We start from the raw sequence: 22446 nt of genomic DNA, 5'->3' as shown, positions 1-22446 counted from the left end.
AGCTGGATAACCTGCTGACGGACCCGGTTGAGGTCAGCACCCAGCTTCACCAGCACCTGGGCGGCCACGCCCTCACCCTCCCGGATCAAACCCAGAAGAATGTGCTCGGTGCCGATGTAGTTGTGCCCGAGCTGCAGCGCCTCCCGCAACGACAGCTCCAGCACCTTCTTGGCGCGTGGCGTGAACGGAATATGCCCGCTCGGCGCCTGCTGACCCTGGCCGATGATCTCCTCGACCTGCTGGCGGACACCCTCCAGCGAAATGCCGAGGCTCTCGAGCGCCTTGGCCGCCACGCCCTCACCCTCATGGATGAGGCCGAGCAGGATGTGCTCGGTGCCGATGTAGTTGTGGTTGAGCATCCGGGCTTCTTCCTGTGCCAGGACGACAACCCGTCGTGCTCGGTCGGTGAACCGCTCGAACATGCCCATCACGCCCCTCAGCGGGCGCCCACGTCACCCGCCCGACGGACGGCACACACGTACCGCAGCGGAGACTTCGCGCTGAGTCGGAGACCCTTGGCCACGTCACATGGTCGACGTGGGCAGCCATTCGTGGCGCAGGCAGGCGCTCTACCCACGCACATACTAACGCACAGCGCAGCGCGGCATCCGCCCTCGGACGTGGCGAGGTCAATCGACGGCGGCCGGCATGGTCCTGACGATCCTGGTGGCGACGAACTCCCGCCGCCCGCCCGCGACCGCGGCCCCGGAATCGGACATCGCTGCCGAGTCCGCCACGCGCTGACGACGTTTCCAGACGCCGGCCGGCTCGGGGGCCGTCAGGCCGCGTACACCGCCAGGTGTGCGCGGCGGGCCGTCGGGCGGTCCAGTTCGTCGAGCACGGCGGTGGCCAGATCCGCATGGGCGAGGGGCCGGGCCCACCGCCGCGCGTCGACGACCGGTTCGGCGAGCAGGTAGCGCCCGGTCGGTTCGGCGTCCGGGCTCAGGCCCGGCGGCGGGCTCAACACGAGCCAGTCGGTGCCCTCGGTGGCGCGCAGGCGCTCGATGCCGTCGGCGTGCGCGCGGGCGAACGGGCGCAGCGCGGCCGGGAACAACGCCGGGTCATCGAGCACCAGGCCGCCTTCCGGGGCGCGCAGGGTGGCGAACAGCCCGACCACGACCGTCCGGGCGACCCCGGTCGCCGCGATCGCCGCGAAGACCCGGCCGTAGTAGCCGGCGTCGAAGCCGTCGAAGGACGCCGGCGGCGTCGTGAAGGGGGTGACCGCGCAGACCAGCCCGCGCGCGCCCGCGGCGGCCGGTGCCAGCGACGCGGGATCGAGCGCGTCGCCGGCCGCCAGGGTCACACCCGGGCCGCGCAGGTCATCGTGGCGGGCCGGTTCGCGCACGATCGCGACGACCCGGTGCCCGCGCCGGACCGCCTCGGCGACCACGGCCCGCCCGGCCCGGCCGCCGGCGCCGAGCACCGCAATGGGAGCTGTCATGCGCCGGACGGTACCGTCCGGGGGACTGGTTACCGCAACGAAACCGGGAGCCGCCGCATGAGCACCGCCCAAGGTCGTCCCGCGCGGATCCACCCGGCCTGCCCCACGTCCGCGTTTCCCGTCCAGGTCGGCGGAAAATGGACCGGCATGGCGGTGCTATGCCTGGCCGGCGGCCCGCTGCGCTTCACCGACCTGCGCGCGCAGCTCGCCCCCGTCACCGCGAAGGTGCTTGCCGAGACGCTGCGCGGCATGCAGCGCGACGGGTTCGTCGTGCGGCACGACCACCCGGCGAACCCGCCGCACGTCGAGTACGAGCTGACCGCGCTGGGCCACAGCCTGATCGAGCTCATCGACGCCGCCCGGGCGTGGAGCCAGCGCCATCCCGGGACCATCCCGCCGGCGTGAGCGCCGCGCACCGTCGCCCAGGGCGTCCCGCCCGCGTGAGCGCCGCGCACCATCGCCCAGGGCCGTCCCCACCGGGCTGAGCATCGCGCACCATCGCCCGGGTTTCGTCCGCCACGCGGGGCAGGTGCGGCTCAGGGGGCGAGATGCCAGGGCCGCGCGGGGTCGACGGGTCGTGTCTCGGCGCCGATGCGCAACGCGTAGGCGAGCGGGCCGGACTCGGGCCGCGGGCCGAGGTAGGTGTGGCCGACGAGGTGGCACCAGGCGGGCAGGTCGAGCGGGGCGGCCGGGTCGGTGGCGATGACGTGGACGACGGTGCCCGGCGGGAGGCCGGCGACGGCCTTGCGCAACTGGAGCAGCAGGGCGACGCAGCGCAGGCCGGTGCCGTCGACGGTCAGGCCGGGCGGCTCGGCGCCGGTCATGCCCGGCGGGCCGCGGCGGCGACGGCCGGGAGGATGAGCAGGGCGAGGATGCCGCCGGCGAGGGCGAGGGCCGGGTAACCGGCGGCGGCAACGACGAGGCCGGAGCCCATGCCGCCGGTGGTGCCGGCGATGGCGATCGCGACGTCGACGGCGCCCTGGGTCTTGGCGCGGGTGGCGAGGGGGACGGCGTCGGTGATGAGGGTGGTGCCGGCGACGAGGCCGAGGTTCCAGCCGATGCCGAGCAGCACGAGCGCGGCGGCGAGCAGGGCGACGGAGCCGCCGGGGGCGGTGGCGGCGACGAGCCCGGCGGCGAGGAGGGTGCCGGCGGAGGCGGCAGCGACCGGGCGGGCGCCGTAGCGGTCGACGAGCCGGCCGGTGAGCGGGGACGGCAGGTACATCGCGGCGATGTGCAGGGCGATGACGAGCCCCGCGGCGGCGGTGCCGCGGCCGTGGTCGTGCAGGTGGACCGGCGTCATCGTCATGACCGCGACCATGACGAGCTGGGTGAGGATCATGACGAGGACGCCGAGCCGCAGGCCCGGCCCGGGCCGGGCGGGGGAGTCGGTGGCATCCGGGGCGGCGGTCGTCGCGGCGGCCTCGGTGCGGGCGAGCAGCAGCGGGTCGGGGCGCAGCCAGACGGCCAGGACGACGGCGGCGAGGGCGTAGGCGGCGCCGGAGAGCAGGAACGGGCCGGTGAGCGGGGGCAGGCCCAGCCGCTCGGCGAGCGCTCCGGTGGGGGCGGCGAGGTTGGGGCCGACGACGCCGCCGAGGGTGGTGGCGACCAGGACGGTGGCGATGGCCCGGGCCCGGCGGGCCGGGTCGGCGAGGTCGGCGCCGGCGTAGCGGGCCTGCAGGTTGGTGGCGGTGCCGGCGCCGTAGACGAACAGGGCGGCGAAGAGCAGGACCGGGCTGCCGAGCGCGCCGGCGGCGATCACCCCGACGCTGCCGAGGGCGCCGGTGAGGTACCCGGCGGCGAGGCCGGGGCGGCGGCCGCGGGCGTTGGACAGCCGCCCGACCGCGACGGCGGCGAGCGCCGAGCCGGCGGTGAACAGCGCCGAGGGCAGCCCGGCGAGGCTCGTGGTGCCGAGCATGTTCTGGGCGAGCAGCGCCCCGACGGTGACGCCGGCGGCCAGCCCCGCGCCGCTGAGGATCTGTGAGCCGACCAGGACGGTCAGGATCCGGCGCTGCGTCGCGGCCCGCGCGATGGTGCCGGTGGTGGGTTCGGGTAACGCGACGTGGGTCATGGCGTCTCTTTCGTTCGGGTGGCGCGCCTCTGCCGCGGCCGACCCCGGGCAGAGGCGCCCGGGTGGCCGGTGCGGAGGTTCGGAGGGTTGGCGAGATGGGCGCGGCGTCAGGCGGCGGCGGCGAGGATCGCGGCCGCGGCCGTGTCGATGTCGCCGGGCGTGGTCCAGCGGCCCAGCGACAGGCGCAGCGCGCCGAGCGCCCGGTCGGGCGGCACGCCCATGGCGGTCAGCACCGGGGACGGGGTGTGGACGCCGCTGTGGCAGGCCGAGCCGGTGGACGCCGCGACCGCGGGCGCGGCGGCGAGCACTTGGTGGCCGCGGACGCCGTCGATGCTGACGTTGAGCGTGTTGGGCAGGCACCGGTCGGCGGCCCCGTTGCGGTGCACCCGGCCCGGCAGCCCGGTCTCGAGGCGGCGGTGCAGGTCGTCGCGCAGCGCCGCGATCCGCGCCGGGGCGCCGTCGGCGAGGTCCGCGGCGGCGAGGTCGGCGGCCACGCCGAGGCCGACGGCGAGGGCGACGTTCTCGGTGCCGGCCCGCAAGCCGTGCTCCTGGCCGCCGCCGTAGACGACCGGCTCGAGGCGGACGCCGTCGCGCACGTAGAGCGCGGCGATGCCTTTTGGCGCGTACAGCTTGTGCCCGACGACGGTGAGCAGGTCCACGCCCAGCACGTCCACGTCGAGCGGGATCTTCCCGGCGGCTTGGGCGGCGTCGCAGTGCACCAGCGCCCCGTGCCGGTGGGCGACGGCGGCGAGCTCGGCGATGGGCTGCAGGGCGCCGGTCTCGTTGTTGGCGGCCATCACCGACACCAGCGCCGTGTCGAGCCCGGCGACCGCGGCGAGCGCGTCGGGGTCGAGGAGCCCGTCGGCGCCGACCGGCAGGACGGTGACCCGGATGCCGTGCAGCCGCTGCAGGGCACGGCATGTCTCCAGCACCGCGGGGTGTTCGGTGGCCTGGGTGATCACGTGCGGGCGGGCCGGTCCGGCGGCGAGGACGGCGCCGCGGATGGCCAGGAGGTTCGCCTCGGAGCCGGAGCCGGTGAACACGACCTCGGCCGGGTGGGCGCCGACGAGCGCGCCGACCCGGGCGCGGGCCTGCCGCAGCGCCTCCCGTGGGCGCTCGGCGTAGGGGTGGGTGCTGGACGGGTTGCCGAACAGGGCGGTCAGGTAGGGCGCCATGGCGTCGGCGACCCGCGGGTCGACCGGGGTGGTGGCGTTGTAGTCCAGGTAGACCGGGCCGCCGGCGAGGCCGGGATGTGGCGGCAGGCCGCCGGTCACGGCTGCTGCCCGGCGGTGACCGGCAGGTCGGCGAGGCGCCATTCGAGCATGCCGTCGTTGAGCCGGATCGCCCGCCGCCCCCGCTCGGTGAGCAGCCGCACGGCGTCGTACGCGAAGACGCAGTACTCGCCGCGGCAGTACACGACGATCTCGACGTCCTCGGGCAGCTCGCCGATCCGCTCGGCGAGCTCGCCGACCGGGATGCACACCGCGCCGGGGACGTGCCCGGCCAGGTACTCGTCGAGGGGCCGGACGTCGAGGATGAGCAGCCCGCCGGCCTCGGCGCGGGCCAGCAGCTCGGCGCGGGTGATCTCCTGCGCGCCGTCGAAGCCGAGATACGCCTCCCGGGCCGGCGGCACCGCGGTCTGGTGCCGGTCGGCGACCCGGCGCAGCAGGGCGAACAGCTGCGCGACGTCGTCGCCGGCGAGGCGGTAGAAGATCCGCACGCCGTCGCGGCGGGTCGCGACGAACCCGGCCTGCCGCAGCGTCTGCAGGTGCGCCGACGCCGTGGTCAGGTTCAGCCCGGTCGCCTTGGCGAGGGCGTCGACGGTCCGCTCGCCCTGGGCGAGCACGTCGAGCAGCTCCAGGCGCTTGCCGCTCGACAGCGCCTTCCCGCTGGCCGCGAACGCCTCGTACAGCGCCGCTTTTGCGGCGGGGTCGTGCACCGACATGGCATCCTCCATAAATCCATGGAATAGTGTATGACATTGGCTGGGATACCGCCAGCAACCGGAAACGTTGGAGGAGCGTCGTGGGGTTCGCCGAAGACCATCTGATCCCGCTCGTCGACAAGGGGCTGGGCAACAGCGCCTACCTCGTCGACCTCGGTGACGGCCGCGCCCTCGCCGTGGACCCCTGCCGGGACCTGCGTGCCCTGCGCGCCGCCGCCGGGCGGCGCGGGCTGACCGTGGCGTACGCGGCCGACACCCACCTGCACGCCGACTTCCTCTCCGGCGCTGTCCAGCTCGGCCACGACCAAGACGCCGTGGTCCTCGCCGCGGCCGCGGGCGGGCGGGCGTTCCCGCACCGGGGGGTCGGCGACGGCGACGAGGTCGACCTGGGCGGGCTGCGGCTGCGGGCGCTCGCCACGCCCGGCCACACCGACGAGCACCTCGCCTACCTGCTCCTCGACGGCGACCGGGAGCTCGGGGTGTTCACCGGCGGGTCACTCATCGTCGGGTCGGCCGCCCGCACCGACCTGCTCGGCGCCGACCGCGCCGAGGAGCTGGCCCGGGCCCAGTACCGGTCGCTGCGGCGGCTCACCGGGCTGCCGGACGCGACCGCGGTGTGGCCGACGCACGGGGCCGGGTCGTTCTGCTCCGCCCCGTCCGGCGCCGAGCGCACCACCACGATCGGCGCCGAGAAGGCCACCAATTCGCTGCTCGCCGCCGGCGACGAGGACACCTTCGTCCGGCAGCTGCTCGCGAGCCCCGGCACCTACCCGGCCTACTTCGACCGCCTCGCCGAACGCAACCGGCGCGGCCCGTCCGTCCTGGCCGGCACCCCGCCGCTGCCCGCCCTCGATCCCGGGGCAGTGCGGGCGCTGCTCGCCGGCGGCGGCTGGGTCGTCGACGCGCGGCCCGCGGCCGACTTCGCCGCCGGGCACGTCCCCGGCGCGTTGTCGATCCCGCTGCGCGCGCAGTTCGCCACCTGGCTGGGCTGGCTGGTCCCCGACGACGCCACGATCGCCGTGCTGGTCAACCCCGGCCAGGACCTCGACGACCTTGTCTGGCAGGCGGCCAAGGTCGGTTACGAGCGGCTTGCCGGGCACCTCGCCGGCGGCATGGACGCCTGGCTGGCCGCCGGGCACCAGCACCGCACCACGCCGTTCGTCCCCGCCGCCCGGACGGCACCCGGCCGCTACCTGGACGTGCGGCAGCGCACCGAGTTCGGCGCCGGGCACGTGCCGGGCGCGCTCAACGTCGAGCTCGGCGCCCTCGCCGGCCACGCGCTCGAGGCGCCCGGCGGCGTGGTGGTGGCGTGCGGGCACGGCGAGCGCGCGATGACCGCCGCCAGCGTTCTGGAACGCGCCGGCCACACCGGCGTGACGGTCCTCGACGGCGGCCCGGCCGACTACGCCGCCGCGCACGGCCTGCGCCTCGTCGACGGGGACCCGCAGTGACCGGCACCGCCGTCGCGGCCGCCCGGCCGGTACGGCTGGGGCTGCGGGAGAACTGGCTGCAGTTCACCCTGCTCGTCGTCACCAACGTCTGCGTCGGAGGTCTCGTGGGCCTTGAGCGCACCACGGTGCCGCTCATCGGCGTCGAGACGTTCGGGCTGGCCAGCGACCTGGCCGTGTTCTCGTTCATCATCGCCTTCGGCGTCACCAAAGCCCTGACGAACCTCGCCGCCGGCGCGCTGATCGGCCGGTTCCGCCGCAAGCAGCTGCTCCTCGCCGGCTGGCTGATCGGCTTGCCGGTCCCGCTCGCCCTCGCCTACGCGCCCGCGTGGGGGTGGATCGTCGCCGCGAACGTCCTGCTCGGCGTCAACCAGGGCCTGACCTGGTCGATGACCGTCAACATGAAGATCGACCTCGTCGGCCCGGCCCGCCGCGGCCTGGCGACCGGCCTGAACGAGGCCGCCGGCTACGCCGCGGTCGGCGGCACCGCCCTGCTCACCGGCTACCTCGCCACCCGCTACGGGCTGCGGCCGGCTCCCGAGCTCATCGGCGTCGTCTTCGTCGTGGCCGGCCTGCTGCTGTCCATCGTCGTCCGCGACACCGCCGCCCACGTCGCCCTCGAACTCGCCCAGCACCCCGAGCCCGCCACCGCCGCCGAGCAGCGTCCCGGGCTCGCCCCGACGTTCGTGCGGACGTCGTGGAGGCACCGGTCGCTGCGCGGCGCCTGCCAGGCCGGCCTGGTCAACAACCTCAACGACGGCCTGACCTGGGGCGTCTTCCCGCTGCTGTTCACCGACCACGGCCTCGGCCTCGCCGCCGTCGGCCTCATCAAAGGGCTCTACCCGCTGCTGTGGGGCCTCGGCCAGATCCCAACCGGCCACCTCGCCGACCGCATCGGCCGTAAGCCCCTCATCGTCGCCGGCATGCTCGTCCAGGCCGCCGGGTTCGTCGCCGCCCTCGCCCTGCTCGACCGCCCCCTCCTGGCCGGCGTGCTGTCCGCGGTGCTGCTCGGCCTCGGCACCGCCATGGTCTACCCGGCCCTGATCGCCTCGATCTCCGACCACGCCCACCCGGTCTGGCGGGCCAACGCCCTGGGCACGTACCGGTTCTGGCGCGACATCGGCTACGCCGCCGGCGCGCTCGTCGCCGGCGTCCTCGCCGACGCCCTCGGCCTCAACGCCACCGTCGTCGCGGCCACCGTGCTCACCGCGGCGTCAGGGCTGCTCGCCGCCCGCTGGATCAGCGACCTGGAGCAGGCGAACCCGGCCGGGGCGGCCGGCCGGGCGCCGGCGTGACCCGGGACGAGCGCGCCGGACGGGTGTTCAGCGGATCACGGTCTTGGTGCGCATCAGGAACTCGCCGAGGAAGCCGTCGTGGGGGACGCCGGGGCGCAGCCAGTGCGTCGGGTGGTCGCCGAGGTAGACGTTGCTGATGGTCGGCTCGTCCACCAGGGCGTCGATCAGCGTGTCGTCGGCGCCGATGGCGGTCAGGACCAGCGTGTCGCGCAGCGGGGCCAGGCCGTCGGCCGGGGTCCACGGGGCCAGCCAGACGCAGGGGAACGGCAGCTCGAGGCGCAGCTGCGGGGCGGTCGGACGGTCGGCCTGGAAGACGGCCGGGCGCAGGGCGGCGCTGCCGTCGCCCAGGTCGTCGGCGATGCCGCCGCCGCCCAGCCAGGCTCGGGTCCCCTCCGCGCGGGCCAGCAGCGAGGACTCCAGCGCGCGGGCCGCGGCCAGGGGCTGCACCGGCAGGACGGCCTTCGGGTGCTCGGGCGGCCGGCTGGGCAGGGCGGCCAGGCGTTCGGCCAGCGCCTCGGCCAACGGGGCCGGGTCGCCCTCGACGAGCACCGCGGTGGCGTTGATGCAGGCGACCCCGGCCTGCCCGGCGACCGAGTCGACGATCGTGTCGAGGTGCTCGCGCCAGTCGGCGGCCGCGGTCAGCAGGATCTTCGCGCGCCCGGGGCCCTGGGGCAGTACCGCCGAGCCGGCGTAGCGCTCGACCACCTCGTCGCCGCCGTACACCAGGCCCAGATCGGCGCCTTGCAGCACCTCGCCGGCGGCGTCGTGGTCGGTCGGGAGCAGCACGACGTGATCGTCGCCGAAGCCGGCCGCGCGCAGGGCGGTGATGAGCCGGTGCGGGGTCAGCGGCTCGCGGCGGGACGGGCGGACCGCCACGCGGTAGCCCAGGGCCAGCGCCTCCAGCCACAGGCCGTGCGGGCCGGGGTGGTTGCCGGCCGCGTGCACCGCGAAGGTTTCGCCGCGGCGGGTCCACACCGCGTTGCCCCGGCGGGTGGCGGGGTCGCGCCAGTCGGCGGCGGCGCCCAGCGGACGGGGCAGCGGGGTGGTCTCGCCGGCCAGCTCCGCCGAGGCACCGATCGCCGCCGTGGCGTCCTGCACCACGGCCAGCGGCACGCCGGAGACCCGGGCGACGGCCCGCTCGTACTCGTCGAAGGAGAGTCCGGCGATGCGGTCCTCGCGGAAGTGGTGGGCGGCCGCGGCGAGGGCCTCGATGCGCCGCTCGTACGGCAGCGGCCGCGCGGCCCGCAGGGCGTCCATGGCCCGGGCGACGAACAGGCGCGGGACGAGGCTCAGGTCGATCACTTCGGCGCCGGTCACGTCGGTGACCGACAGGCGGCGGCGGGAGCGCAGCGGGCCGCGCGGGCCGAGGGCGTCGAGGGAGATCATTCAGTACACCCCCTCGATGACGGCCTCGTTGTCGAACGTGGCGACGGGGGCCACGTCGGCCACCGAGTCGCCGATCTGCCCGTCGAGGCCGGGCACCCGCAGGGCGGTGTCGCGCTCGAGGTTGTTCGGCAGGAAGAGGCTCTTGCTCACGTGGTGCATGACGACCTGGCCGCGCTCGCCGTAGGGGACCGGCTCGGAGGTCTCCGGGTCGACGACGTGGAAGCTCATGTGCGGGGAGAACGGGTCGTACACGCACGGGTCGTCGTCGGTCAGGCCCGGCCGTTCGCTGGCGTTGCCGAGGATCATGGTGCTGCCGTAGCCGCTGTAGAGGGCGATGCCGGGGAAGATCTCGGTGCGGTACAGGTGACGGGTGTCCGGGTCCATCTGGGTGCCGACCCAGTTGATGGCGCGCACCTTGTCGTTGACGAGCTTCACCAGCTCCTCGCGGCGGGCCAGGCGTTCCAGGACCGGGGGTGTGATCATCAGGACCCCGACGTCCTGGCTGTGCAGCACGTGGCCGATCTGGTCGACGATGTGCTCGCCGTAGGCGGCCGCCTCGGTGGCGTTGCCCTCGGCGACGAGGCGCTTGACCCAGCGCGGGTCGAGGTCGACGGCGAAGGTGAGGCCGGAGCGCAGGGCGGCCTGGTGTGCGATGACGGGGCCGACCATGTGCGGGCCGGAGGGCACGGCGGAGAGCCAGTTGACGCCCTGCGGCACGCCGTGGCGGTCGAGCTGGGCGCTGCTCCAGGCCAGCAGGCGCTGCAGCCAGTCGCGCAGCAGCACGACGCGTTTCGGGGCGCCGGTGGTGCCGCCGCTGTCGAAGACCCCGACGACGTCGGGACGCGGGCCGTAGCCGCTGGGGATCAGGTCCTCGACCCGCGCGGCGCGAAGGTCGTTGGCGACGTTCGGGAAGCGCGCGAGGTCGTCGAATCCGGTGATGTCGGCGATCGGGTCGAAGCCCAGCGTCGCGGCCCGCTCCAGCCAGAACGGCGAGCCGGTGGCGGGGGAGAAGTGCCAGCGCAGCGCGGCGCGAAGATACTCGTCCGGGTCGACGGCGGCGTCATGGGGCAGGTCGAGGATGTTCGTCACGGAAGACTCCAGGGGGCTCAGTCGAGAATGACGCCGGCGGCGACGGCGAGCGGGTCGCGCGGCAGCCGGTCGAGGTCGATGCCGAAGTGCTTGCGGTAGGCGGCGAACACGGCCGCGTCGTCGGTGAGGTCGGTGGTGGCGCCGTCGACGGTGAGCCGGCGGCCCTTGAGGGTGGCCCGCCCGTCGGCGGTGGGCAGGGAACAGAAGACCTCCTGCAGGAACGGCGAGTCCGGGCAGGTGCGCCACCACCACAGCGTCGGGCGGAAGTCGTCGAGCTCGGCCGGGTGCGGTTCGACGCGGTACAGCGGCCGGCCGTTGCGGGACACCTCGCCGTCGCGCACGTGGTAGGTCCCGTGCGGGTCGGGCTGGGCCTCGGCGGTGTCCAGCCGCAGCGGGTGGCGGCTGTTGCGGCCGAAGCCGGTGTCGACCAGCCACGGCTCGCCGCCGACGGTGACGCGCAGCGCGAGGTGGCAGTACGGCGGTCCGAGACCGTCGGGGCGGAACACCCGGCCGGGGAGGATCTCGACGCGGTACCCCAGCGCGGCCAGCAGCAGCCCGAACGCGGGATTGGTCTCGTAGCAGCCGCCGCCGCGGCGCTGCCGCACGATCTTGTCCACCACCGCGCCGCCGAGGTGGATGTCCTCGTCGAGGTGGTACGACAGGTTCTCGAACGGCACGGTCAGGACGTGGCGCTCCTGCAGGTGCCGCAGGCCTTCGAGGTCGGGCCGGGCCGGGCGGGCGGCACCGATGCGGTCCAGGTACTCATCGATGTCCATCGGTTGTCTCCAGTCGGTCGGGGCCGGGCCAGCGCAGCAGTGCGAACCCGGCCGCCATGCCGCCGCCGAAGCCGGCCAGCAGGACCAGGTCGCCGGGGCGCAGCGCGGCCCGGGCGTCGTGCAGTGCGATCGGCACCGCGGCGGCGCCGGTGTTGCCGTGCTCGCCGCCGCCGGTGGCGGTGCGCCCGGCCGGCACGCCGACGGCCGCGGCGAGGTCGGCGACGAGGTTCGGGTTGGCCTGGTGCGGCACGAACGCGGCGAGGTCGGCCGGCCCGACCCCGCAGTCGCGCAGGAAGGCGCGCGCGGCCGGGGCGACCACGTCGAGCACGAAGCCGCGCACGGCGCGGCCCTCCATGGCGAAGTGGTGCAGCCCGGCGTCGAGCGAGTCGGCGGAGGCGGGGATGCGGCTGCCGCCGGCCGGCACCCGGATGAGCCCGTGCGCCTCGGGGTAACCGGCGAGGCGGGCGGCGGCCAGCGAGGGCCGCGCGCCCGGGCCGAGGACCACCGCGCCGGCGCCGTCGCCGAAGAGCACCGCGGTGCGCCGGTCGGCCGGGTCGAGGATGCGGGAGTAGACGTCGGCGCCGAGCACGAGCGCGTGGCCGCCGCCCGCCCGCAGCAGCCGCTCGGCGGTGACGAGGGCGAAGACGAAGCCGCTGCACACCGCGTTGACGTCGAACGCCACGATGCCCGGCGGGGCGCCGAGCTCGTCGGCGACGAGGCTGGCGGTCGGCGGCTGCGGCGAGTCGGGTGTGGAGGTGGCGACCAGCACCAGGCTCAGGTCGGCGGCGCGCAGGCCCGCGTCGGCCAGGGCGGCCCGGGCGGCGGCGACGGCGAGGTCCGAGGTGGCCTGGTCGGGCTTGGCCCAGCGGCGGGTGCGGATGCCGGTACGGCTGCGGATCCATTCGGGCGTGACGCCGGCCGGCCCGGCCACGGTCTCGTTGTCGATCACCTGGTCGGGCAGGCCTACGCCGGTGCCCAGAATGGCGACGGGCGGCCCGGCGGTGGTGTCGTGCACGGTGAGCACGGTGCGGTTCCCTTCTTCAGCCGGCTTGGCGCAGGGCGACGAGGGCGTGCGCCGCGGAGGCGAGGGTCACGTGGCGGTGCCAGCCGGCGTAGGAGCGGCCGGAGTAGTCGCGCAGCCCGACCCGGTCGCCGATTGCCGCCAGGTCGGCGTCGACCTGCTCGACGAGGCGGCGCAGCCGCATGAGGTGCGCGGGCGGGTGCCCGGTGAGGTCGGTGAGCCACACCTCGTCCGGCCACGGTCCCCCCGCGCGGATGCCCAGCAGTGTCAGCTCGTCCTCCCGCCCGGGGCCGGCCAGCCGGGCCGGGCAGACGGCGACGGGCCCGCCGCCGGCACCGAAGAGCCGGGCCGCGGGCAGTGGCCACTCGCCGTGCCCCGGCGTGCGCGCGCCGGCCCGCACCGGCGTGTCCGGGTCGACGCGGGCGAGCACCGGCGCGCCGGCCGCTCGCAGCCGCCGCACGAGCCCTGTCGCGCCGGTGCCGCGGGCGTCCACGACGACGGGCCGGTCGTGGTGGCCGTCGAACAGCTCCAGGTAGGCGTCGGCGAGACAGTCGCCCGGCCGGTGCAGTCGCCAGCCGACCGGCACCGCCCAGCCGGGGGCCGCCGCCCACACCCCGACCGCCGGTCGGGCGCGGCGGGACTTGGCCACGACGAGCGGGCGGATCACCCACGCCTGCGGCGGCGCGACCTGCAGCAGGTGCTGACGCAGCGCCCGCCGTACCGGGGTCCAGTCCCAGGTGGAGTCGCTGACGAAGTGGTGCAGCCGTTGCTCGTTGGCGTGCCCGGCGATGTTGCGGATCGACTTGCGGCCGGGGGTGTGCAGCAGCCCGTGGACGTACTCGGCGCCCCGGCGGCGCTGGTCCTTGCGCGGCAGGCCGGCGAACAACGCGGTGCACAACGCCTCGTAGGGCTCGGTCAGCGCGGCGTCATGGGCCATCGGTCCTCCCTCTGGTGCGGGGTCGCAACGCCACCGTGCCCGGGCGCACCGCCGGCTGCCTAGGTGCTGCCGCAACCGTCCTCGCGCCGGAAACGGTGGCGGCGGCCCTCATCGGCGCCGTACTTGACATACTCGGCGGATAGGAATTGAGCCTCCGGTCGGCGCGGCCCGACGATGGGCGCCATGACCAACGTCGCAGTCCTCTACTACTCCTCGACGGGCAACGTGTTCCGGCTCGCGGAGGCCGCCGCGGACGCGGCCGTCAAGGCCGGCGCGGACGTGCGGCTGCACCGCATCCCGGAGCTGGTCGACGAGCCGCCGGTCACCGACCGCGAGGCCTGGCGGCGGCACACGGAGGCCACCGCCCAGGTGCCGCCGGCCACGTTGGACGACCTCGAGTGGGCCGACGCCGTGCTGCTGGGCACGCCGGTGCGCTTCGGCTCGCCCGCGCCGCAGGTGCTGCACTTCGTCGACACCACCGCGGCCCTGTCGATCGCCGGCCGGCTGTCGGGCAAGGTCGCCGGCGCGTTCGCCTCCGGCTCGGCCCCGCACGGCGGCCAGGTGAGCGCCATCCTGGCCCTGCACAACGCGTTCTGCCACTGGGGCGCGGTCATCGTGTCCACCGGTTCCACCGACCCGGTGCTCTTCCGGCCGGACAACGGCAACCCCTACGGCGCGAGCAACGTCTCGCGCAACCAACCCGGCAACGTCGGCGACGACAACCTCGCCGCCGCGGAGTTCCAGGCCCGCCGGTCCGTGGCGATCGCCACGGCCCTCGCCGCCGGCCTGCGCGATGGCTGAGGACCTCGCCGCCCGGGTGCGCGCCAGCCCGGCCGGCCAGCAGCCCGACTGGGGCGACGCGGCCGGGCTCGCCACCGCCCGGACGCACCTGGCGCAGCAGCCACCCCTCGTCCGCGCCGCCGACGTGCTCGAGCTGCGGGCCCACCTGGCCCGGGTGGCGGACGGCGAGGCGGCGGTGATGCAGACCGGCGACTGCGCCGAGGACCCGGCCGAGTGCTCCTACGGCGACGTCACCCGCAAGGCCGGCCTCATCGACATGCTGGCCGGCGCCCTGCAGCAGGAGACCCGCCAGCCGGTGCTGCGGGTGGGGCGGATGGCCGGCCAGCTCGCCAAGCCGCGTAGCCGGCCCGTCGAGCTCGTCGGCGGGCAGGAGCTGCCGGTGTACCGCGGGCACCTCGTCAACGGCCCGGAGCCCGACCCGCGGTCGCGCCGCCCGGACCCCTCCCGGCTGGTCGCCGGTCACCGCACCGCGCGCGAGGTGCTCACCCACCTCGGCTGGCTCGGTCCGCGCCGGGCCGCGCCGGCCACCTGGACCAGCCACGAGGCGCTCCTGCTGGACTACGAGCTGCCCCAGCTGCGCCGCACGGCGACCGGCCGGTGGCTGCTCACGTCGACGCACTGGCCGTGGATCGGCGAGCGCACCCGCGCGCTCGACGGCGCCCACGTCGCGCTGCTGGCCGGCGTCGTCAACCCCGTCGCCTGCAAGGTGGGCCCGTCGATGAGCGCCGCCGACCTCGTTGCGCTGTGCGAGCGGCTCGACCCGCGGCGCGAGCCGGGCCGGCTCGCGCTCATCGCCCGGCTCGGCGCGGCCGCCGTGGCCGACCGCCTGCCCACCCTCGTCGAGGCCGTGCGGGCCGCCGGCCATCCGGTGGTGTGGCTGGTCGACCCGATGCACGGCAACACCGTCACCACCGCCCAGGGCCTGAAGACGCGGCTGCTGGACACCGTGGTGCGGGAGGTCCGCGCCTTCCAGTGCGCGGTCCGCGGCTCCGGCGGGGTCGCCGGCGGCCTGCACCTGGAGACCACACCCGACGACGTGACCGAGTGCGCCGCGGACGCGGGGCACGTCGAGCGGGTCGGCGACAAGTACACGAGCCTGTGCGACCCACGGCTCAACCCGGAACAGGCCATGTCGGTGATCGCGGCGTGGCGTGGCGTGGCTGAGGAGGTCGGAATGCAGCACAAGATCGCATTGGTGACCGGGGCGGCCGGCGGCATCGGCGCCGCCGTGGTGCGGGCCCTGGCCGCCCAGGGCGCACTGGTCGCGGCCGTGGACCGCGACGCCGACCGGCTGCACGAGCTGGCCGGCAAGCTCGGGGCCGAGGGGCTGGACGTGCTGGCGCTGCCGGCCGACGTCACCCTCCGCGGCGAGGTCGAGGCGGCCGTGCACGCCGTCGAGGAGCGCCACGGCCCGATCGAGTACCTGGTCAACGCGGCGGGCGTGCTGCGCCTGGCCGACGCCGCCGGGCTCACCGACGAGGACTGGCAGGCGAGCTTCGCCGTCAACGCCACCGGCGTGTTCCACGTCTCGCGGGCCGTGGTCAGCCGGATGGTGCCGCGCGGGCGGGGCGCGATCGTGACGGTCGCCTCCAACGCGGCCGACACGCCCCGGCAGGGCATGGCCGCCTACGCCGCGTCGAAGGCCGCCGCGACCATGTTCACCAAGTGCCTCGGCCTCGAGGTGGCCGGGCACGGCATCCGGTGCAACCTCGTGGCGCCCGGCTCGACCGACACGCCGATGCTGCACGGCATGTGGGCCGACGACGCGGCCCGCCGGGCCACCATCGACGGCCGGCTCGACGCCTACCGGGTCGGCATCCCGCTGCGCAAGCTGGCCAGCCCGCAGGACGTGGCCGATGCGGTGGTGTTCCTGCTGTCCGACCGGGCCGGGCACATCACCATGCACGCCCTGACCGTCGACGGCGGCGCCGCACTCGGCGTCTAGGAGAAACCGATGAGCCTTGCCGACATCCCGGACTACCCGCTGCCCGCCGCGGCGGACCTGCCCGCCAACGTGGCCACCTGGCGGCCCGAGCCGCAGCGCACCGTCCTGCTGGTGCACGACATGCAGCGGTACTTCCTGCGCCCCTTCGCCCCCGGGCTGCGTGAGCGGCTGGTGGCCAACGCGGCGAGACTGCGCGCCAACGCTGCCGCCGCCGGCGTGCCGGTCGCCTACACCGCCCAGCCCGGCGGCATGACCCCGTCCCAGCGCGGCCTCCTCGTCGACTTCTGGGGCCCCGGCATGCGGGTCGACCCCGCCGACCGGGAGGTGGTGGAGCCGCTCGCCCCGGCGCCGTACGACTGGCGGCTCACCAAGTGGCGCTACAGCGCCTTCTTCCGCTCCGACCTGCTGGCCCGGATGCGCGCCGCCGGCCGCGATCAGCTCGTCGTGTGCGGCGTCTACGCCCATGTCGGCATCCTGGCCACCCTCATCGACGCATTCAGCCATGACATCCAGCCCTTCCTGGTCGCCGACGCGGTGGGCGACTTCAGCGCCGAGGACCATCACCGGACCGTCGCCTACGCGGCCCGCCGGTGCGCGGTGGTCACCACGACCGCGGACCTGTTCGCCGAGGCGGGTGTGTGATGGAGCCGTTCGCGCTGCTGCACCGGCCGTCCACCGTGGACGGTGTCGAGGTGATCGCCGGCCCGATGTCCACCGTGGACACCCTCGCGGACGTGCCGGTCGACGGGCCCGCGCTCGTCCTGGTGCCGTTCCGGCAGGTCGCCGAGCGTGGGTACGCCTGCGTCGAGGACGGCGCGGGACTGCTCGCGATGCGCGTGGCCACCCGGTCCGTGCTCCCCGTGCCGCTCGCCACCGCGCTGCTGCCGGATGTGACGGTACCGCTGTCGGGCGCCGGTTTCGACGGCGAGCGCTACGACGAGACGGTCCGCCGGGTCGTCGCCGAGGAGATCGGCACCGGCGAGGGGGCCAACTTCGTCATCCGCCGCACCTTCCGCGCCGCGATCGACGACTACCGGCTCGCCCACGCCCTGGCCTGCTTCCGGCGGCTGCTGCTGGACGAGTCGGGCGCCTACTGGACCTTCCTCGTCCACACGGGGGAGCGGACCCTGGTCGGGGCCACGCCGGAGCGGCACATCAGCGTCCGCGACGGGGAGGCGGTCATGAACCCGATCAGCGGCACGTACCGGTACGGCCCCACCGGCCCGACCCTGCCCGGCGTGCTGGACTTCCTCGCCGATCGCAAGGAGCGCGAGGAGCTGGCCATGGTGCTGGACGAGGAGCTCAAGATGATGGCCCGCGTCTGCCCGGACGGCGGCCGGGTCGATGGCCCGTACCTGCGGCAGATGGCCCGGCTGGCGCACACCGAGTACTTCATCCGCGGCCGCACGGCCCTCGACCCGCGGCACATCCTGCGCGAGACCCTGTTCGCGCCGACCGTCACCGGCAGCCCGCTGGAGAACGCGTGCCGCGTGATCGCCCGGCACGAGCGGCGCGGCCGCGGCTACTACAGCGGCATCGCCGCCCTCGTCGGGCCCGGCGAGCTCGACTCGGCGATCGTCATCCGCACCGCCGACATCGCCGCCGACGGCCGGGTGCACATCGACGTGGGGGCCACCCTGGTGCGCCACTCCGACCCGCAGTCCGAGGTGGCCGAGACGGACGCCAAGGCGGCCGCGCTGCTGGCCGCGCTGGCCGGCGCCCCGTCCGCGCCGGCCGCTGCCCCGCACCGGCCGGCCGCGCGACCCGGCCTGGCCGAGCATCGGCGGGTCCGCGGCGCGCTGGCCGGGCGCAACGCCGGCCTGGCCCGCTTCTGGCTGACCGGCGCCGACCGGGCGGCGGCCGCGCCCCCGGCGCTGGCCGGGCGCACCGCCGTGATCGTCGACGCGGAGGACACGTTCACGGCCATGCTGGCCCTGCAGCTGCGCGCGCTCGGGCTGACCGTCGACGTCGTGCCGCACGCGACCCCGCCGGCCGTCGGCGCCCACGATCTCGTCGTGCTCGGCCCCGGCCCAGGCGACCCGCGCGCGGGCGAGCACCCGAAGATCGCCCGGCTGCGCGGCCTGATCGACGAGCTGCTCGCCGCCGGGCGGCCGTTCCTGGCGGTGTGCCTGAGCCATCAGGTCCTCGCCGGGGCGCTGGGACTGCGGGTGACCCGTCGCCCGGTGCCCAACCAGGGCCTGCAGCGCGCCGTGGACCTCTTCGGCCGGGAGGAGCTCGTCGGCTTCTACAACACCTTCGCCGCGTACAGCGGCGACGACGAGCACCGCGGCGTCGCGGTTGCCCGGGACCCGGCCACCGGCGAGGTGCACGCGCTGCGCGGTGCGCACTTCGCGTCGATGCAGTTCCATCCGGAGTCGGTGCTGACGGTCGACGGGCCACGTATTCTGGCCGGCCTCCTCGGTGGACTGGGCGATTTTACCCAGAGTGGGGCCGGAAGTACAGATGGTGCTGGATCGGTGGGGGTGGGCGTAGCATCCGTCGCATGCAGCCCTTAGCACATGCGATCGACGTGGGTGCCGAGATCGGGCGGATCGAGGACGCGGAGGGCTACATCGCGTCGATCTGCTTCAAGACCGGCCCACCCGACTCCATCGGCGTCGAAGTCGAGCACATCCTGCACCATCCGGGCCACCCCGCCCAGCCCATCGACCTCGAGGCGGTTACCGCCGCCCTCGCCCCGCTGCCCCACGCCGGTGGCGTCTCCTTCGGCCCCGGCGGGCAGATCAGCCTCGCCGCGCGGCCGCAGCCGTCCCTCGCCCGGCTGCATGCCACCGTCAACGCCGACCTGGACCGGCTCGGCGAGCTGGTCGCCGCCGCGGACCTGCGCATCGCCGGCACCGGCATCGACCCGCACCGCGCACCGCGGCGGCTGGTGTCGTCCCGGCGGTATCACGCGATGGCCGCCTCATTCGCCCGGCGCAGCGGCGACGGCCGCGCCATGATGTGCAGCACCGCAGGCCTGCGCCCGATCCTCGACGCCGGCCCGCCCGGGCAGCTGGCGGCCCGCTGGGCGGCCGCGCACGAGCTCGGCCCGACCCTGCTGGCCCTGTTCGCCAACTCACCCGTCTTCGCCGGCCGCGACACGGGCTGGGCGTCGGCCCGCATGCGCACGTGGTACGGCATCGACCCTGCCCGCGCCGGGATCGTGCCGACCGGCCCGGACCCGGCCGCCGCCTGGGCCCGCTACGCGCTGCGCGCCCCGTTGTTGTGCGTGCGCCGCCCGGGCATCAGCTGGACCGTCCCGCCGGGCATCACCTTCGCCGACTGGATCGGCGGGGCGCTGGGCGGCCGCCCGACGTATGACGACCTCGACTACCACCTCGGCACGCTCTTCCCGCTGGTCCGCCCCCAGGGCCGGCTGCAGGTGCGCTACCTGGACGCCCAGCCCGGCGGCGACTGGTTCGCCCCGGTCGCCGTGCTCTGCGCCCTGCTGTCCGACGGCCCGACCATCGACGCCGCCCGCGACCTGGCCGCGCCCGCCGCGGGCCGGTGGATCGAGGCGGCCCGCTACGGGCTGACCGACGAGGTCATCGCCGCGACCGCGCCGCCGCTGCTCGACCTGGCGCTGCGGGTGCTGGCCCGCGACGGGCTACCGGCGCCGCTGCTGGACGAGGTCGGCACCGTGATCGAGCGGCGCTTCCGCCGTGCCTGGCCGCATCTGTACCACCCGCTCTGAGATCACCGGCGGAGGCCGTCGCCGGGCGGCGGCCTCCGATCCGCCGCCGGTTCGGGTCCCTCGTTATCGAGGTCACGCCCGACCGTAAATCCTATCGAAACGATAGAGTACTTGTTACGCTGCCGGTATGTTGCGGGCGGTTGCGGTGCGGTCGATGAAGCGGGCCGGCCGCCCGCCCGGGTCCCGCTTGCGGGCCGTGCCGTGGTCAGCCGCGCCGCCGATCCCACTCCAGCAGGGCCAGTTGCCACGCGATCGCGAGTCCGGCCAGCACCCAGAAGGCCACCTCGTGGTGCAGCAGGAGCGCCCCTAAGGCACCGACGAACAGCAGTGCGACCACGACCATCGCAAAAACATACTGTGCCCGTCGATTTAGCAGCAATAGTGCCAGGAGAATGACGCCATGCCCGACCCTCTCGACCTCGTCCACCTGAAGACCCTGGTGACGATCGCCGAATGCGGCGGGTTCCACCGGGCCGCGGCGGTGCTGCGCGTGAGCCAGTCGACGGTGAGCCAGCATGTCCGGTTGCTCGAGCGGCGGCTCAAGGAGCCGCTGGTCGAGCGGGCCGGCCGCGGGGTGCGGTTCACCCTGCAGGGGGAGGCGCTGCTGGTCGAGGCGCGGCGGATCCTGGCCGTGCACGACGAGTCGCTGCGCCGTCTGGAGGTCGCCGCGGAGCGGGTGATCCTGGTCGGCTGCACTGAGCACGCGGCCGATCAGATGCTGCCGCAGTTGCTGGACGTGATGCGGCACGGGTTTCCGGGCCGGACCGTGCGTTTCCGTATCGACCGCTCGACCCAGCTGACCCAGGTGGTCGCCCGCGGCGCGCTCGACCTCGCCGTCGTGCTGGCCGGGCCCGAGCCGGCCGGCCCGCAGGTGGCGGAGCTGCCGCTGTACTGGTACGCCGCGCCGCAGTTCGTGCCGCCCCGGGATCGGGCGTCGTGGCCGATCGTGGCGTTCGAGGAGCCGTGCGGCCTGCGGCGCCGGGCGCTGCAGGCGCTCGAGTCGGCCGGCGAGCCGGCGGACATCATCGCCGAGTCGACCAGCCTCGACGGGGTGGTGGCCGCGGTCCGGGCCGGCCTCGGCGTGGCGCTGCTGCCCAGCACCGGGCGCGCCCCCGCGGGCCTGACCGCGCTGCGGCAGCTGCCGGACGTCGGCACGGTCGGGCTGCAGGTCGCCGCCCGGCGGGGCATCGACCCGGAACTGGAGCGCATGGCGCGCGAGGTCATCGAGGAGTTCTTCGCGACCCGGGCGCACCTGCGCAGCGTCGCCTGACGTCCGGCACCGATCGTCTGCGCCGATCGGTGCCGAGCCGTAAACCGCATTGGATGAATTCCCACTGGTTCAATAGGCTTTCGGTATGCCGGTCGAGTTCATCAGTGCCATCAACGTCAATGCCAGCAACGAGGTCAACGGCCGCGGCGACCCGGCCATCGACGTCGGCTTCCTGCGCCGCTACGCCCGGGTGCTCGAGGACGGCGGCTTCGACTACACCCTGGTGCCCTACAACTCCTCGTTCCACGACCCGTTCGGCGTCGCCGTGGCGCTCACCCAGGTCACCGAGCGGCTGCGGCCCATCGTCGCGCTGCGGCCCAACACGATGTACCCGACCGTCGCCGCGAAGGCGCTGGTCACCCTCGACCAGCTGTCCGGCGGGCGCGCGGTCGTGCACTTCATCGCCGGCGGCAGCGACGCCGAGCAGGCCCGGGAGGGCGACCGGTTGAGCAAGAGCGAGCGCTACGAGCGCGAGGAGGAGTACATCCGGATCCTGCGCAGGGTGTGGACCTCCACCGAGCCCTTCGACCACGCGGGGAAGTACTACTCGTTCGAGAACTTCGTCTCGCTGGTGCGCCCGGTGCACGGCACCATCCCGGTCTCCGTCGGCGGCTCGTCCGACGACGCCTACCGGGTGGGCGGCGCGCTGGGCGACATCTTCGGCCTGTGGGGCGAGCCCCTCGCCGACACCAAGGAACAGATGGACCGGGTCGCGGCCGAGGCCCGCCGCGCCGGCCGCGCCGACACCCCGCGGATCTGGGTCACCTTCCGCCCGATCGTCGCCGCCACCGACGCGCTGGCCTGGGAGAAGGCCGAACGGATCCTGCAGATCCTGCAGGGGCGGTCCGGGGCGGGACTGTGGTCGACCAAGCAGCGGTGGGGCGGGGGCGAGGCGCCGGCGAACGTCGGCTCCCAGCGGCTGCTGGCGATCGCCAAGCGGCAGGACGTGCACGACCGGGCGCTGTGGACGCCCACGGCGACGGCGACCGGGGCGGCCGGCGCCTCCACGGCGCTGGTCGGCAGCTACGAGACGGTCGCCGCGGCCATCCTCGACTACATCGACCTCGGCGCCGAGCTCATCTCGATCCGCGGCTACGACAACCTCGACGACGCCATCGACTACGGGCGGTACGTCATCCCCCTGGTCCGTCAGGAGCTGGCCCGCCGCGGCGCGGTGACGGTCGCATGAGCGGTCCGGAGCGGAGCGGCGCCTGGTCTGGGTCGACTGCCGCGGAGCCTCGTCGAGCCAGACCTGGCGTTGGGGCCGCGATCAATGAGCACAGGCTTGGCTCAGGCCGGCGCCGGAGCGAAGCGGCGCCTGGTCTGG

General features: G+C 75.2%; 22 protein-coding genes. 10 read left to right on the top strand and 12 right to left on the bottom strand.

Annotation, left to right across the window (positions count from 1 at the left end):
* Both AB0M46_RS05330 and AB0M46_RS05325 read right to left on the bottom strand, forming a co-directional pair.
* A partial coding sequence (locus tag AB0M46_RS05330) for a Clp protease N-terminal domain-containing protein (RefSeq protein ID WP_363333068.1) occupies positions 1 to 422 on the bottom strand: 422 nt, incomplete at its 3' end.
* 356 nt (positions 423 to 778) lie between these two features.
* Positions 779 to 1441, bottom strand: coding sequence for an NAD(P)H-binding protein (locus AB0M46_RS05325; RefSeq protein WP_363333059.1), 663 nt, complete (start codon positions 1439 to 1441; stop codon positions 779 to 781).
* Between the two features lie 57 nt (positions 1442 to 1498).
* Here AB0M46_RS05325 and AB0M46_RS05320 point away from each other — a divergent pair, with 57 nt between their 5' ends.
* A complete protein-coding gene (locus AB0M46_RS05320) occupies positions 1499 to 1846 on the top strand; it encodes a helix-turn-helix domain-containing protein (protein WP_363333057.1) in 348 nt (115 codons plus the stop codon).
* A 131-nt stretch (positions 1847 to 1977) separates the two neighbouring features.
* Here AB0M46_RS05320 and AB0M46_RS05315 read toward each other — a convergent pair whose 3' ends face one another.
* The 4 genes from AB0M46_RS05315 to AB0M46_RS05300 form a co-directional block, all read right to left on the bottom strand.
* Positions 1978 to 2265 (bottom strand): sulfurtransferase TusA family protein, encoded by a 288-nt coding sequence (locus AB0M46_RS05315; RefSeq protein WP_363333056.1) that lies wholly within the window; start codon positions 2263 to 2265, stop codon positions 1978 to 1980.
* Complete coding sequence (locus AB0M46_RS05310) at positions 2262 to 3509, bottom strand: MFS transporter (protein WP_363333055.1); 1248 nt, start codon at positions 3507 to 3509, stop codon at positions 2262 to 2264. Before AB0M46_RS05310 ends, AB0M46_RS05315 begins: the two co-directional genes overlap by 4 nt.
* 107 nt (positions 3510 to 3616) lie before the next feature.
* Entirely contained in the window at positions 3617 to 4783 is a 1167-nt protein-coding gene (locus AB0M46_RS05305) for an aminotransferase class V-fold PLP-dependent enzyme (RefSeq protein WP_363333054.1), read from the bottom strand.
* On the bottom strand, positions 4780 to 5454 hold the full coding sequence (locus tag AB0M46_RS05300) for a metalloregulator ArsR/SmtB family transcription factor (protein ID WP_363333053.1): 675 nt from the start codon (positions 5452 to 5454) through the stop codon (positions 4780 to 4782). The genes AB0M46_RS05305 and AB0M46_RS05300 overlap by 4 nt, the downstream gene beginning before the upstream one ends.
* Before the next feature lie 80 nt (positions 5455 to 5534).
* Between AB0M46_RS05300 and AB0M46_RS05295 the strand changes: the two genes are divergently transcribed.
* On the top strand, positions 5535 to 6905 hold the full coding sequence (locus AB0M46_RS05295) for a rhodanese-like domain-containing protein (protein WP_363333052.1): 1371 nt from the start codon (positions 5535 to 5537) through the stop codon (positions 6903 to 6905).
* Positions 6902 to 8197: an MFS transporter gene (locus AB0M46_RS05290; protein ID WP_363333051.1), complete on the top strand. Its 1296-nt coding sequence runs from the start codon at positions 6902 to 6904 to the stop codon at positions 8195 to 8197. Before AB0M46_RS05295 ends, AB0M46_RS05290 begins: the two co-directional genes overlap by 4 nt.
* A 27-nt stretch (positions 8198 to 8224) precedes the next feature.
* On the opposite strand, the gene AB0M46_RS05285 is transcribed toward AB0M46_RS05290, so the two are convergent.
* Genes AB0M46_RS05285 through AB0M46_RS05265 form a run of 5 tightly spaced genes read right to left on the bottom strand, consistent with a single transcriptional unit; the run spans position 8225 to position 13406 of the window.
* Positions 8225 to 9583, bottom strand: coding sequence for an aldehyde dehydrogenase family protein (locus tag AB0M46_RS05285; protein ID WP_363333050.1), 1359 nt, complete (start codon positions 9581 to 9583; stop codon positions 8225 to 8227).
* Positions 9584 to 10672 carry an AMP-binding protein gene (locus AB0M46_RS05280; RefSeq protein ID WP_363333049.1) on the bottom strand — a complete coding sequence of 363 codons (1089 nt, stop codon included), beginning with the start codon at positions 10670 to 10672 and terminating at the stop codon, positions 9584 to 9586. It abuts the gene before it with no gap.
* A gap of 17 nt (positions 10673 to 10689) precedes the next feature.
* The gene (locus tag AB0M46_RS05275; RefSeq protein ID WP_363333048.1) at positions 10690 to 11448 is read right to left on the bottom strand and encodes an arylamine N-acetyltransferase; all 759 of its coding nucleotides are present in this window, start codon (positions 11446 to 11448) and stop codon (positions 10690 to 10692) included.
* Entirely contained in the window at positions 11435 to 12472 is a 1038-nt protein-coding gene (locus AB0M46_RS05270; RefSeq protein ID WP_363333047.1) for a ketoacyl-ACP synthase III, read from the bottom strand. Before AB0M46_RS05270 ends, AB0M46_RS05275 begins: the two co-directional genes overlap by 14 nt.
* Before the next feature lie 16 nt (positions 12473 to 12488).
* Entirely contained in the window at positions 12489 to 13406 is a 918-nt protein-coding gene (locus tag AB0M46_RS05265; RefSeq protein ID WP_363333046.1) for a transposase, read from the bottom strand.
* 183 nt (positions 13407 to 13589) lie between these two features.
* Between AB0M46_RS05265 and AB0M46_RS05260 the strand changes: the two genes are divergently transcribed.
* The 5 genes from AB0M46_RS05260 to AB0M46_RS05240 are packed head-to-tail and all read left to right on the top strand — an operon-like array spanning position 13590 to position 19849.
* Entirely contained in the window at positions 13590 to 14207 is a 618-nt protein-coding gene (locus AB0M46_RS05260; RefSeq protein WP_363333044.1) for an NAD(P)H-dependent oxidoreductase, read from the top strand.
* The gene (locus AB0M46_RS05255; RefSeq protein WP_363333043.1) at positions 14200 to 16152 is read left to right on the top strand and encodes a 2,3-dihydro-2,3-dihydroxybenzoate dehydrogenase; all 1953 of its coding nucleotides are present in this window, start codon (positions 14200 to 14202) and stop codon (positions 16150 to 16152) included. The genes AB0M46_RS05260 and AB0M46_RS05255 overlap by 8 nt, the downstream gene beginning before the upstream one ends.
* Before the next feature lie 9 nt (positions 16153 to 16161).
* On the top strand, positions 16162 to 16794 hold the full coding sequence (locus tag AB0M46_RS05250; protein ID WP_363333042.1) for an isochorismatase family protein: 633 nt from the start codon (positions 16162 to 16164) through the stop codon (positions 16792 to 16794).
* A complete protein-coding gene (locus tag AB0M46_RS05245; RefSeq protein ID WP_363333067.1) occupies positions 16794 to 18668 on the top strand; it encodes a chorismate-binding protein in 1875 nt (624 codons plus the stop codon). Before AB0M46_RS05250 ends, AB0M46_RS05245 begins: the two co-directional genes overlap by 1 nt.
* Positions 18656 to 19849: a glutamate-cysteine ligase family protein gene (locus AB0M46_RS05240; RefSeq protein WP_363333041.1), complete on the top strand. Its 1194-nt coding sequence runs from the start codon at positions 18656 to 18658 to the stop codon at positions 19847 to 19849. Before AB0M46_RS05245 ends, AB0M46_RS05240 begins: the two co-directional genes overlap by 13 nt.
* A gap of 205 nt (positions 19850 to 20054) precedes the next feature.
* Here the strand turns inward: AB0M46_RS05240 and AB0M46_RS05235 are convergent, their stop codons facing one another.
* Complete coding sequence (locus tag AB0M46_RS05235; protein ID WP_363333040.1) at positions 20055 to 20192, bottom strand: hypothetical protein; 138 nt, start codon at positions 20190 to 20192, stop codon at positions 20055 to 20057.
* Positions 20193 to 20249: 57 nt separating this feature from the next.
* On the opposite strand from AB0M46_RS05235, the gene AB0M46_RS05230 reads away from it, so the two are divergent.
* Positions 20250 to 21119, top strand: coding sequence for a LysR family transcriptional regulator (locus AB0M46_RS05230; RefSeq protein WP_363333039.1), 870 nt, complete (start codon positions 20250 to 20252; stop codon positions 21117 to 21119).
* 85 nt (positions 21120 to 21204) lie between these two features.
* Complete coding sequence (locus AB0M46_RS05225; RefSeq protein ID WP_363333038.1) at positions 21205 to 22308, top strand: LLM class flavin-dependent oxidoreductase; 1104 nt, start codon at positions 21205 to 21207, stop codon at positions 22306 to 22308.
* Positions 22309 to 22446 lie beyond the last annotated feature (138 nt).

Origin of the sequence: Dactylosporangium sp. NPDC051485, assembly GCF_040682015.1 — a bacterium.
GTDB lineage: Bacteria > Actinomycetota > Actinomycetes > Mycobacteriales > Micromonosporaceae > Dactylosporangium.
This window is presented reverse-complemented; position numbering and strand designations above follow the sequence as displayed.